The organism is Pseudomonas sp. URMO17WK12:I6, from assembly GCF_003253625.1.
Classification (GTDB): domain Bacteria; phylum Pseudomonadota; class Gammaproteobacteria; order Pseudomonadales; family Pseudomonadaceae; genus Aquipseudomonas.
In genome coordinates this window covers 220,879-233,320 of record NZ_QKYZ01000007.1, presented here as the reverse complement: position 1 = coordinate 233,320, position 12,442 = coordinate 220,879, and the positions used below count along the sequence as shown (strand labels likewise).

Here is a 12,442-nt window from a genome sequence, read left to right as displayed (position 1 = left end):
CGTCGCAAGACAGGGCTTTTCCAGCGATCGCGCAATTAAGCTGCGACGACGCTCACGTAACGACGACCGAAGGCGCCTTTTACTTCAAACTTGATCACGCCTTCGATTTTCGCGAAGAGGGTGTGATCTTTACCCATACCAACGCCGTAGCCAGCGTGGAATTGGGTGCCGCGCTGACGCACGATGATGTTACCGGCCTTGATGACCTGGCCGCCATACATCTTCACGCCAAGGCGTTTGGCTTCTGAGTCGCGACCGTTACGGGTACTACCACCAGCTTTTTTGTGTGCCATGAGTTCAATTCTCCTAGTGAGGAATTAGGCTGATTAAGCCTGAATACCGGTGATTTTGATCTCGGTGTACCACTGGCGGTGGCCCATACGCTTCATGTGGTGCTTACGGCGACGGAACTTGATGATGCGGACTTTATCGTGACGACCTTGGGAGATCACTTCAGCCACAACGGTAGCGCCAGGAACAACTGGAGCGCCGATATTCACGTCGTCGCCATTGGCAACCAACAGAACGCGATCAAAAGTTACGGATTCGCCGGTAGCGATTTCCAGTTTTTCGATCTTCAGGTATTCACCTGGAGCAACTTTGTACTGCTTGCCACCAGTAACGATTACTGCATAAGACATGGTATTTCTCCGATAATCCTGCTCACCCAGCTCTTTATAAGAAGAGGTATTGGCTGGCATGGCTGCATAAGGCTGGAAGGCCTGTTTGCAATTGCGTAAGGCAGGTGCTGCCCAGGAAGTTCAGGGTGCGCGATTGTACGCAAGCTACTCTGGCGTTGCAAGTGGCCGTCCATCGCGCCTTGACAGGCCCGGACGTGGGTCCTAGCATGCCGCGCAACCCTTCTGGAGCAACTGTCGCTGATGCAACCCCAAGCTTTCTACCGCGCGGTGGCGGACGATTTTAGCGCCGTCGACGGCATCATCAAGAAGCAGCTGACTTCCCGAGTGCCGCTGGTATCGAAAATCGGCGACTACATTACCTCGGCTGGCGGCAAACGCCTGCGTCCCTTGCTCGTGCTGCTGTGCGGCAAGGCACTGGGCCGCGAAGGCGATGACCTGCGCCTGCTGGCCGCGACCATCGAGTTTCTGCACACCGCCACCCTGCTGCACGACGACGTCGTCGACATGTCCGGCATGCGCCGTGGCCGTTCGACCGCCAATGCCATGTGGGGCAACGCGCCGAGCGTGCTGGTGGGCGACTTCCTGTATTCGCGCTCTTTCGAAATGATGGTCGAACTGGGCTCCATGCCGGTAATGAAGATCCTTTCGCAAGCCACGCGCATCATCGCTGAAGGCGAGGTGCTACAGCTGTCGAAGGTCCGCGACGCCAGCACCACCGAAGAAACCTACATGGAAGTCATTCGCGGCAAAACCGCGATGCTCTTCGAGGCTTCGACCCACAGTGCCGCGGCCCTGGCCGGCGCCTCGCTGGAACAGAGCGAAGCGCTACGCACCTTCGGCGATCACCTGGGCGTGGCCTTCCAACTGGTCGACGACCTGCTGGACTACCGTGGCGATGCCGAGACCTTGGGCAAGAACGTCGGTGACGACCTGGCCGAGGGCAAGCCGACGCTGCCGCTGATCTACACCATGCGCGAAGGCACTCCGGAGCAGGCCGCACTGGTTCGTCAGGCGATCCAGAAAGGTGGCATCGAAGACCTGGAAAGCATTCGCGAAGCGGTCGAAGCTTCCGGCTCGCTGGATTACACCGCGCAACTGGCCCGCGACTACGTGGCCCGTGCGATCAAGTGCCTCGGCGCCCTGCCCGCCAGCGAATACCGCGATGCGCTGGTGGAATTGAGTGAATTTGCGGTCGCTCGCACGCACTGATATTCATAGCAAATTCAAAAGATCGCAGCCCTCGGCAGCTCCACATGGGTACACCAAGGAGCTGCCGAAGGCTGCGATCTTTTGCTGTTCGCCCCCTCCTGCGATAAATCCCTATATAATGTGCGCTTTTTAGCCATCCTGAATCCAAGGAGCTTTAGTGAGCACGTTGCCACCCTGCCCGAAATGCAATTCCGAATACACCTACGAAGACGGCGCACAGCTGATCTGCCCGGAGTGCGCCCATGAGTGGTCCGCCACTGGCGAAGCCGAAGTAGCGTCCGACGATACCGTGAAAAAGGACTCGGTCGGCAATGTGCTGCAGGACGGCGATACCATCACCGTGATTAAGGACCTCAAGGTCAAAGGCACTTCCCTGGTGGTCAAGGTCGGCACCAAGGTCAAGAACATCCGCCTGTGCGATGGCGACCACGACATCGACTGCAAGATCGACGGCATCGGCCCGATGAAACTCAAATCCGAGTTCGTCAGAAAAGTCTGAGCCCGCTGTATTCCATCCCGCGCCCTGCGTGGGATGGTGCTTTGCCCTTCCCGCCTCACCCAGCACTCCTCGCAATAGCCAAACGCCAGCCGTTTTGACCTTACGCAATCCTTACCCGATAAAAAACGCAAACCGCCAATAGGCCCTTGCTATTTAATGAATAGGAATTATTCTCATTGAACCCAATCAATGGAGATGAGACCCATGACTTATTTGATCGATGCCTGGCTGGACCGCCCACATCCCTACCTCAGAATCCTGCATCGGGAAACCGGGGAAGTCTGTGCGGTGCTTGAAGAAGAAGCCTTGAACGAGCTGCAGGATCAGGGTGATCTGGACGTCAACGGCCTGAGTTCCAGTGAGCCGGTGGTACTCAAGGAGCTGGTGCGCAATCTGTTTCTGTTTTGCTATGCCCGGGCGTTGCGCCCGAGTCATGACCTGAATACCAAGTTCGAGGTATGAAGATCATTTGTAAAAATGCCGGAGCTGGCCCTGCAGGAGCGGGCCAGCTCCAACACCGGGATTACAGAACGTCGAGCAGTTCGACGTCGAATACCAGTACGCTGTGCGGCGGAATGCTGCCAACGCCTTGAGCGCCGTAAGCCAGTTCGCTCGGCACGTACAGACGCCATTTGCTGCCGGCGTTCATCAGTTGCAGGGCTTCGGTCCAGCCAGCGATAACGCCGCCTACCGGGAATTCTGCAGGCTGGCCGCGCTCGTAGGAGCTGTCGAACACAGTGCCGTCGATCAGAGTGCCGTGGTAGTGAGTGCGCACTTGATCTTCACGGGTTGGCTTGGCGCCTTCACCTTGAGTCAGCACTTCAAATTGCAGGCCCGAAGCCAGAGTAGTGATGCCTTCACGCTTGGCGTTTTCAGCCAGGAAAGCCAGGCCTTCGCCAGCAGCAGCTTCAGCCTTGGCAGCCGCTTCAGCTTGCATGATCTCGCGGATCACTTTGAAGCTGGCGGACATTTCTTCCTGACCCACACGGCTTGGCTTGCCGGCGAACGCGTCAGTCAGACCCGCCAGGATTGCGTCCAGGCTCACGCCCGGTGGCGGATTGTCACGCAGCTGGTCGCCCAACTGACGGCCAATGCCGTAGCTGACGCGGGTTTCATCGGTGGACAGATTTACTTCGGACATGACACTGCTCCGCTGTGCGGACGGCCCTGGAACTTGCCGTGCGTGCACAGCGCATCCCGGAGCGCCCGGAATCAAAAGGGCGAGCAGACTAGCACAGATGCCGCCACGTTGATGAGCGGCGTCAGCCCTGTTACGCAGAACGGAAGGTGCCCGGTAATTTCGGACTTTCCTCGGCGCTGGTACCGCACATTTCATCATGGGCCGAGGTACATACAACGTTGAATGGCTTGGGACAGTCGTGAAGCACTTCACGCGCATGCTCGACCGACCGCAGCTGCAATGTCTCGCCATGAGCATCGAGCACTGGATGCGCCGTACCATGCATCCGAGCCTCCAGCACGTAGAACACGCCTTCCATCGAGATCAGGTTCAACTCATCGATCTTTCCGGCGATGGCAAACGCATTCAACTCTTGCAGGTTCATGAGCGCACCTCACGCAGTGGAGAGCCAGGGTTCTTACAGGGATATGCCTCGACGCGCCAAAGTACAAGCCACAAACGACACCGCCCGTCTGTTTCGCAACAGACGGGCGGTGCGGTGGACCGAGTAAGGGCGGATCAGTGCTTGGTCAGCTTGTCCAGATAACCCATGGCAAACGCCGACACCACGAAGGTCATGTGGATGATCACGTACCACTGCAAATGCTCCGGATCGACGTTCTTGGCGTCCATGAAAATCCGCAGCAAGTGGATTGACGAAATTGCCACGATGGAAGCCGCGACCTTCATCTTCAACGAAGACGAATCCATGGTGCCCAACCAGTTGAGCTTCTCCTTGCTGTCGTCGATATCCAGTTCGGAAACGAAGTTCTCGTAACCGGAGATCATCACCATCACCAGCAAGCCGCCTACCAGCGCCATGTCGATCAGCGACAACAACACCAGAATCAGATCCGACTCGGCCATCGAGAACACGTTAGGGATGACGTGGATGACTTCCTGGAAGAATTTCAGTGCCAACGCCAGCAAGCCCAGCGACAAACCGAAATAGATCGGCGCCAGCAACCAGCGGGAGGCGTACATTGTATTTTCGATAAAGCGTTCCATTGAGTCTCACACAAGGGGCTGGAAATGGCGGCGAGTATAACAGCCGCCTGTTACACCCAGAAACCGCCGGAAAATCCGCAACCTGCGTGTGTGTGACAAAGTTTTTCTGCTAGTGTCCAGATCAATGACAGGTCAGCGACATCGGACAGGAAAACTGGAAATGGATGTGCGATTGCCCTTAACGAGTGCCGGACTTTGCCTCGCATTGCTGCTCGGTGGTTGTTCACCCAGCGATGAGAAACGCCAGGTCAGCCTCGAAGAAAAGACCGCGCAGTTCGAAAAGTCTCTGGAGGCGATCAAGGATCCGAAACTCAAGGACGTCGTGACCGAACTCGGCGGTTCACTGCTGCTGCTCGAGCGTGCGCAACTCAAGCTCGACAGTAAACCGGTGGTCACCGAATACGGCGAAGATGCCCTCGCCGTATTCAAGCACTACCCCACGCCCCAGGCGCTGGTCGACACTTACATCAACGGGCTGTTCGTGCTGCACAAGGAGTCCAGCTCGGATTACCTGACCGATCTGCAACCGGTATTCCCCCTCCACTTCAACACCCCTGGCGCATTCCTTTTCCCTCATGACCTGGAATGGCAATCGGTGACCCTCAGCAACAAGCGCGTCATCGCGTTTCAGCCGGAATGGTCGGAAACCGATCCCGGCATTCAGCTGAGCCCGTCGAGCTCCAACCTGACCAACCCCGATGATTTGACGGTGACCTACCCCTTCATTGAAGGCCTGGATGTGGACAAGAAACACCTGCCACAACCGGTGAGTCTGCAAGGCAAGGTGGAGGTCATCGCCCCACGCCGAATCTACAGCTTCGACCTGACAAAAAAGGACGTCGGCCAGACGCGCACCAATGACAACCTTAGTGTCACGCTGCTGAAGCTTGAAAAAAACCATGCCGAAATCGAATTCAGTAACAGCGCACCACCGGCCCCCGAGGTTCGCGATACACCGCCCAACCCGCTGATCGTTCAGGCCAGGGACAGCACCGGGCAATTCCTCTCGCGCTCGGGCGCGATCCATGAAACCGCCGCGCAAATTGCGTTCTATCAAAAACAACTGGCGCAAATGCAACAGCAGAAAGCCTGGAGCGAAGCGTTCGAAAAACAGCTCGAGGACGACCAGCGTGCCTTTGAAAAACAACAAACCCGACAGTACGCCAAGGTGTACTTCAACGGACCGATCGACACGCTCGAAGTCAGCTTGCTGGACTTCTCGGCGGTCACGGTGACCCGCAAGAACCTGGACCTGCCAGTACGCCGCTTCGACCCGCACACGACGGAAAAAGCCATCCAGCCACTGACATTGCCCGTGGTGGTATACGACGACCAGGCTGCGACCTGGCTCAAGGGTGCGACGCTGGACGAAAACCAACTGAAAAAAAGCATCAGTATCAGCCAGTCGATCGAAGACCCGAGCGCCGCACGCATTGAATTCAATCACCCCAGAAACTTCAATGACGAACTGCTCGGCACCTCGTTCAATCCCGGCGAAAGTCCCGTGACGTTCTTTACCCAAGACAGCAATGGCCGGCGCGACGGGCCGATCGAGCTGCCACCGGAGGCGTATCAGGTCGACCCGCTACGCGGCAGCATCACCTACGATCTGAATCTGTTTGCAGAAACTCCGGCCTACGCGGTCGGCTCCATGCCGCTGTTCCTGGCGACTGTCGACAAGCAAACCTACGACGCCCACCAACTGCCCAAGGGCCTGGCGCTCAAAGGGAATGAGTTGGTGGTTGATCTGAAGCTGTTCCCCGACCAGGACTGGCGCTTTTTCGCCAAGGACGACAGTGGCAACTATCTGAAGGAGATTCTTTCGGTCAGTCACGACGCGAACGCGCAAGGTCCGGGGTTATTCGCAGTGCATTACTTCTACGGCCAGCCCACACGTCTGGAAACTTATCAGCGAACCAACCTCACCACCGTGCAATACGGTTTCGAGGTCAAACTCGACAAGACCGAGCCAGGTAACCTGGATCAATAGCCTGGATCAGCCTTCAGGTCGAAACCCGGGACCGGCAAGGTTGTGGAAACGGCCACCGTTGATCTCTCGCAACTGGGCTTGCAGGTGCAGGCACCAGATTTGCGGATCATCGGCCAGCTCGTAGCCATGCAGAGTCAGACTTTCGACGATGGTGTCGAGGATCGATTCAGCCACGACCGGCCCACGGAACGGGCCTTGAGCCTTGATGGCTGAAGGTTGCTCGCCGGCCATTCCGGCGGCAAAAAGCAAGGTCCACATGCCCGTATCTCCCGCCAGCGGGCGGATAGCACATTCGATACGGGTCACAAGGCCCAGGCATTGACGGGTGAGGCAGAGGTTGCGCGACATGGCGGCGACCCTCGGTAGATCCGGTATTCAGCCTCCACGGGAAGGCTGTCTCGATCCAGTGATAACTGTCGATATCCTTGAGCAGAGAATAGAAGAAAAGTTCAGCTCGCACGCGGCCCGCAGCCAGAAGGCGCCGAGTGGTCGCCGTGCAAATATTGACGCCAGAGATGTGACGAGGGGGTTTGCCCCGTTGGGCTGCGAAGCGGCCCCGAAATTTATCAGACAGACCTCATCGCCGATTTGACGACTGCTACGCAGCTGAACGGGGCGGTGCGGCGGTCCGACAAGCTCCCTCGCCACAGGGAGCCTCCTCAGTTTCGAGATTGACTCAGGCCGGTTTGACTTCCAGCAATGCTTCCTGCGCCAACTCTTTTTCGGCCTCCTTGAGGTCTTCGTCGCTGACCATTTCCGCGATCACCCGCAAGCGTTCCACCACCCGCGCGTTGACGCTGCCCTCGGGAAAGTCGCCATTCTCATCCGGCGTACCGGCCGGCTCGCCGACCAGCAGGCTCAGTGCTTCGTCGGCCTGGCGCACCGCGTAGACATGGAACTGCCCCGCGCGCACCGCCGCCAGCACCTTCTCGTCGAGCATCAGCGTGGCGACGTTAGCCTGAGGAATGATCGCTCCCTGCTCGCCCGTCAGGCCGCGAGCCTCGCAGAGCCGGAAGAAGCCTTCGATCTTCTCGTTGACCCCGCCTACCGCCTGCACCTCACCGAACTGGTTGATCGAACCGGTAATCGCAAAGCACTGCTTGAGTGGAGTTTTCGACAAGGCCGAGATCAGCGTGCAGGCCTCGCCCAACGATGCGCTGTCGCCGTCGACGTAACCGTAGGACTGCTCTAGGGCGATGCTTGCGGAAATCGCCAACGGGAACTCCTGGGCATAGCGGCTGCCCAGGTACCCGGTGAGGATCATCACGCCTTTGGAGTGAATCGGCTGGCCGAGGTTGACCTCGCGCTCGATGTCGACGATGCCGCTGCCGCCCGGATACACCGTGGCGGAAATCCGCGCCGGTATCCCGAAGGCCGAATCGCCGACTTCCAGTACCGTCAGCCCGTTGCACTTGCCGACCGCCGCGCCATCGGTGTCGATCAGAATGATCCCGGCCAGCATGTCATCGAGAATCCGCGCCGAAACTCGTCCGGTACGGGTAGCCTTGGCCTTGAGCGCACGCTCGATGTGCCCGGCGTCAGTCATCTCGTCACCCGCCAGGTCGCGGATGAAATCCGCCTCGCTGACCAGTTGGAACAGATCGCCGATCCGTGCCGACAAACGTCCCTGGTGCTCGGCCAGACGTGCGCTGTAAGTCGCCAGACGCGCCACCGCATCCGCGGTCAGCGGCGCCATGCCTTCTTCCGAGGTACGGGTTTTGAGCAACTGGGCGAACTGCTCCAGGCTTTCGTCGACCATCGGAATGTCTTCATCGAAATCCACCAGGACGCGGAACATCTCCTGGAAGTCCGGATCGAGGTCTTGCAGCGTGTAGTAGAGCTGCCGGGCGCCGATGATCACGACTTTGACCTGCAACGGAATGTGTTGCGGCGTCAGCGTCACGGTGGCCAGACGGCCCAGCTCACCCAGCGGGGATTCCATTTTCAGCTTGCGCGATTGCAAGGCACGCTTGAGCGCATCCCACACGAATGGCTCGCTGAGCATTTTTTCCGCTTCGAGGATCAGGAAACCGCCGTTGGCCCGGTGCAATGCACCCGGTCGCAACTGCCGATAGGTGGTGTAGAGCGCGCCCTGATCGGTGCTGTATTCGATGCGGCCGAACAGGTTGTCGTAGGTCGGGTGCGGCTCGAACACCACCGGCGCACCGCCGCTGTGCGGATGCCCGACCACCAGGCTCGGGGCGTATTGCTCTTCAAGCAATTTGCGGGCGATGGCGTCGGTCTTGCTGTCATCCACCAGTTGCTCGACCACCGTTTTGAGCAGGTACACCTGCATCGCTTGCAAGTAACCGCAAACGCCTGCGTTTTCCGCGTACTTTTCCGACAGCGGCGCCAGCAAGGGCTGCAAGGCCAGGGTGATGGTTTCTTCGTTGAGCTGGCGCAGCTGATTGCTCGACTCGCGCTTCCATTGCGGCAGGCTGGCGAGCTCTTCGTTCAACCGCTCTTCGAGCCCGGAAATGTCATCATGAAAGCGCTCGCGCTCGGCTTCCGGCAACTGGGCGAATTCCGCCTCATCCAGGGCCTTGCCTTCGCTCATCGGGGTGAAGGCAATGTTGCTGCTGTCGCGGTAGAGCGCGACGTCTTTCTCCAGCGCCAGACGCTCGATCACATCCAGCGCACGGTCATAACGCTGGTTGAACGCACGGTCGATGGCGCTTTTCTTCTGCTGGTAGGACGGGTGCTCGAATACTGCCGGAAAGGTCGCCAGCAGGTTGTCGATCAAGCCGTTGATATCACCGATAAAAGCCCCGGCGGTGCCCGACGGCAATTCCAGGGCGCGAGGCTCGCGAGGCTCATCGAAATTATTGACGTAGACCCAGTCGGCCGGGGTCTGCAGGCGTTTGCCTTCGGCCTTGAGGTAGCGTTTGACGAACGAAAACCGGCCGGTGCCGGGCTCGCCCATGACGAACACGTTGTAACCGGGGCGCGGCATGGCCACACCGAACTGCAAGGCTTCGACCGCACGTTCCTGGCCAAGCACACCGCGGAAGGGCTCCAGATCATTGGTGGTAGAGAAGCTGAACTGTTCAGCGGAAAACGGACGGGTCAGCGCTTCAGGCGCTAGACGCAAGCTGGCAGCAACAGGATCAGGCATCGGGCTTCCTTACATCAGGCGGGGCAGATAACGGCATTCTGGCGCTGCCTGTACCCACTGGCAAGGCGCACCTCAAGCCAAAGCTTAGACAAGCCCCCATCCACGGGCCGCGCGGGTCAAAATCAAGGTTTTCAGGGAATGTTTCGCAAAAAATCACGGAACCCCTGGAACCTGCCTAAACTCCAAACTGCGCGGCTGGAACGAATAACCGGCCCACTGGCACCATTAGGGGCCAGCACCCTGTCCATTGGTATGCACACAAAGAGAACATAGCTATGAAACGGATTCTTCTTGGTACTCTCTTCACCGTTGTATCCATCAACGCCATGGCTCAGGCGCCAGGCGGTCCGGACTGCGGTTGGGGCAACATGCTGTTCGAAGGTCAGCGTGGCACCCCGGCACACTTCCTGGCATCCACCACCAACGGCACCTCCGGTAATGCAACTTTCGGCATGACCTCCGGCACCAACGGTTGCTCGACCAATGCGGCGCTGACCTATGGCGGCAAATCCTGGATTGCCATGAATGGCATGATGAACGAGCTGTCCGAAGACATGGCTAAAGGTCAGGGCGAAGCGCTGACCACTTACGCCGTGGTACTGGGCGTGGCGCCGGAAGACCGTGCGCACTTCGCCGCCGTGACTCATCAACACTTCCAGCAAATTTTCAGCAAGGCTGACGTGACCGCTGAAGACGTGCATACCAATACCCTGGCCGTATTGAAGAACGATCCTCGTCTGGCCAAGTACGCCACTCAAGCTTAAGCTCGACCCGTCCCGCTCTCTTTGGGGAGCGGGTTTTATTTTTGACCCTGGCCCTTTTTGGCCTGCCCCTTTGGGTCTTTGTTACTTTCGACTTAAGTTGCTCACTATGCTCAAACGCCTTGCCTGGCTGGCGCTCTGTGTCTGCGCCCCGCTGTCCGCCGCGCCCCACATCGACAATCAACGTTTGCAGCAACTGGCCAACGACCCCTTCTGGATTTCCCTGGGTCATTACGAAACCGCCAAGCTCGGTGGCTGGCGCAGCTATGTCAGCGACAAGAAATTCTTTCTCGCCCCCGACGGCAACGAACACCCCGACCGCGAACTGGCGGCGACCGTACAAGCACTGTATGCCCCGGCCAGTGCCGGCGAGCAACATGCGCAATGCGTCTATCCGGCCCGTACTCGCTGGCTCAAGGCGCAACTTGACCTGACGGATCTGCCGTCGCTGGACTGTGCTGAATTCAAGCAATGGTTCAAGGACGTTTCACCCCACAGTGCGGTGATGATTTTCCCGGCCGCCTACCTGAACAGCCCGTCGTCGATGTTCGGCCATACCTTGCTGCGCATCGATCAGGCCGATGTGCAGCGCGACAAGACCTCGCTGCTCAGTTACGCGATCAACTTCGGCGCCTACATCGAAGGGTCGGACAACAGCATTTTGTACGCGTGGAAAGGCCTGATGGGTGGTTATCCCGGGCTGTTTGCACTGGTGCCCTATCAGGAAAAACTCTCGGAGTACCGTAGCCTCGAAAACCGCGACCTGTGGGAATACCGCCTGAACCTGACCCAGCAGGAAACCGAGCGCATGGTCGAGCATGTCTGGGAGCTCAAGCAGATCCAGTTCGACTACTTCTTCTTCGATGAAAACTGCTCCTATCGCCTGCTTGAGCTGCTGCAGGTGGCGCGGCCGGGCCTGAAGCTGACCGATCAGTTCCCGTTGACCGCCATTCCCACCGACACCGTCAAAGCGGTGAAACAGGCCGGACTCGTGGAGTCGATCGAATATCGCCCGTCCCGCGAGCGTGAACTGCTGAGCCGCGCGCAGCCGTTGACCGATGAAGAGCAGCAGTGGGTGCTGAAAATCAGCGCCGATCAGAAGCAATTGCAGGAACCGGCGTTCAAGGCGCAACCGCGCGAGCGTCAGGCGTTGATCATCGACGCGGCCTATCGTCTGGAGCGTTATCGCGCCAACGGCCAGGAACGTGACCCGCAACGGGCTCAGCGTAGTTTCGAATTGCTGCGCGCGATCAATCAGAACCCGCCTCCTGAACTGGACATTGCGCGACCAGGCTTGCCCGAGGATGGCCACGAGTCCCGCACCTGGCAGGCCGGCATCGGCACCCGGGGTGACCAAGCCTTCGGCGAATATGGCCTGCGCATGGCCTACCACGACCTCAACGACAACGCCGAAAGCTTCCCCCTTGGCGCGCAGATCGAAATCCTGCAGATGAAGCTGCGCCAATACGAAGGCAATCACTGGCAGCTGCAGCAACTGGACCTGGCGACCATCCGCTCCCTGACCCCGCGCAACGCGCTGTTGCAGCCGCTGTCGTGGCAAGTCACCGGCGGCCTGGAGCGTGTGCCGGGCAAGCATGATGAGGAAACCCTGGTCAGTCATGTCAACGGTGGTGGTGGCGGGACCTGGCAACTGAGCGACGACATGCTCGGGTTCGCCTTGGGCACCGTGCGCGTGGAGCACAACAACGACTTCGCGGGCTTCATTGCCCCGGCAGCGGGCTTCAACAGCGGTCTGCTGTGGAAAAACCCGCTGGGGAATTTCAGCCTGGAAGCCAAGGGCGATTACTTCACCAACGGCGAAGTGCGCCGGAGCATGAGCCTGAATCAGCAGTGGGAGTTGTCGCGCAACCTCGGGCTGCGCCTGAGTGCCCAACGCGAATTCAGCCACCTGGCATCACCTGAAAACGAAGTGATGCTTGAAGTGAAGTGGTATCACTATTGATCTTTTGACCCTTCTTTCACTCCCATCCGACAAATCCGCTTCTAGACTTCCCCTATAGGCCGTTGAACGGCCCTGG

At 58.7% G+C, this 12,442-nt stretch carries 13 protein-coding genes; 6 read left to right on the top strand and 7 right to left on the bottom strand.

The genetic code is table 11. The features are described from left to right. Positions 1-35 precede the first annotated feature (35 nt). Positions 36-293, bottom strand: coding sequence for a 50S ribosomal protein L27 (gene rpmA / locus F475_RS15295; RefSeq protein ID WP_003228360.1), 258 nt, complete (start codon positions 291-293; stop codon positions 36-38). Between the two features lie 33 nt (positions 294-326). Next, the gene (rplU, locus tag F475_RS15290) at positions 327-641 is read right to left on the bottom strand and encodes a 50S ribosomal protein L21 (RefSeq protein ID WP_007901869.1); all 315 of its coding nucleotides are present in this window, start codon (positions 639-641) and stop codon (positions 327-329) included. 240 nt (positions 642-881) lie between these two features. Here rplU and F475_RS15285 point away from each other — a divergent pair, with 240 nt between their 5' ends. From F475_RS15285 to F475_RS15275, 3 genes are all read left to right on the top strand, one after another. Further along, the gene (locus F475_RS15285) at positions 882-1,850 is read left to right on the top strand and encodes a polyprenyl synthetase family protein (protein WP_018925881.1); all 969 of its coding nucleotides are present in this window, start codon (positions 882-884) and stop codon (positions 1,848-1,850) included. Between the two features lie 157 nt (positions 1,851-2,007). Then, positions 2,008-2,349 carry a zinc ribbon domain-containing protein YjdM gene (locus F475_RS15280; RefSeq protein WP_018925880.1) on the top strand — a complete coding sequence of 114 codons (342 nt, stop codon included), beginning with the start codon at positions 2,008-2,010 and terminating at the stop codon, positions 2,347-2,349. A gap of 204 nt (positions 2,350-2,553) precedes the next feature. Beyond that, positions 2,554-2,811, top strand: coding sequence for a hypothetical protein (locus tag F475_RS15275; protein ID WP_018925879.1), 258 nt, complete (start codon positions 2,554-2,556; stop codon positions 2,809-2,811). A 61-nt stretch (positions 2,812-2,872) separates the two neighbouring features. Here the strand turns inward: F475_RS15275 and F475_RS15270 are convergent, their stop codons facing one another. The 3 genes from F475_RS15270 to F475_RS15260 all read right to left on the bottom strand — a co-directional run bounded on the left by F475_RS15270 (position 2,873) and on the right by F475_RS15260 (position 4,537). Further along, a complete protein-coding gene (locus tag F475_RS15270; protein WP_007938433.1) occupies positions 2,873-3,490 on the bottom strand; it encodes an FKBP-type peptidyl-prolyl cis-trans isomerase in 618 nt (205 codons plus the stop codon). A gap of 130 nt (positions 3,491-3,620) precedes the next feature. After that, positions 3,621-3,914, bottom strand: coding sequence for a DUF6482 family protein (locus F475_RS15265; protein ID WP_111454240.1), 294 nt, complete (start codon positions 3,912-3,914; stop codon positions 3,621-3,623). Positions 3,915-4,048: 134 nt separating this feature from the next. Next, positions 4,049-4,537 carry a TIGR00645 family protein gene (locus tag F475_RS15260; RefSeq protein WP_007938436.1) on the bottom strand — a complete coding sequence of 163 codons (489 nt, stop codon included), beginning with the start codon at positions 4,535-4,537 and terminating at the stop codon, positions 4,049-4,051. 160 nt (positions 4,538-4,697) lie between these two features. Between F475_RS15260 and F475_RS15255 the strand changes: the two genes are divergently transcribed. Then, positions 4,698-6,527, top strand: a complete 1,830-nt coding sequence (locus F475_RS15255; RefSeq protein WP_111454239.1) for a hypothetical protein — start codon at positions 4,698-4,700, stop codon at positions 6,525-6,527. Positions 6,528-6,533: 6 nt separating this feature from the next. Here F475_RS15255 and F475_RS15250 read toward each other — a convergent pair whose 3' ends face one another. Next, positions 6,534-6,875: a hypothetical protein gene (locus F475_RS15250; protein WP_019581273.1), complete on the bottom strand. Its 342-nt coding sequence runs from the start codon at positions 6,873-6,875 to the stop codon at positions 6,534-6,536. 328 nt (positions 6,876-7,203) lie between these two features. Beyond that, positions 7,204-9,642 (bottom strand): Lon protease family protein, encoded by a 2,439-nt coding sequence (locus tag F475_RS15245; RefSeq protein WP_018925874.1) that lies wholly within the window; start codon positions 9,640-9,642, stop codon positions 7,204-7,206. A gap of 275 nt (positions 9,643-9,917) precedes the next feature. On the opposite strand from F475_RS15245, the gene F475_RS15240 reads away from it, so the two are divergent. Continuing rightward, positions 9,918-10,406 carry a DUF3015 domain-containing protein gene (locus F475_RS15240; protein WP_018925873.1) on the top strand — a complete coding sequence of 163 codons (489 nt, stop codon included), beginning with the start codon at positions 9,918-9,920 and terminating at the stop codon, positions 10,404-10,406. 106 nt (positions 10,407-10,512) lie between these two features. Next, on the top strand, positions 10,513-12,366 hold the full coding sequence (locus F475_RS15235; protein WP_111454238.1) for a DUF4105 domain-containing protein: 1,854 nt from the start codon (positions 10,513-10,515) through the stop codon (positions 12,364-12,366). Positions 12,367-12,442: the final 76 nt, after the last annotated feature.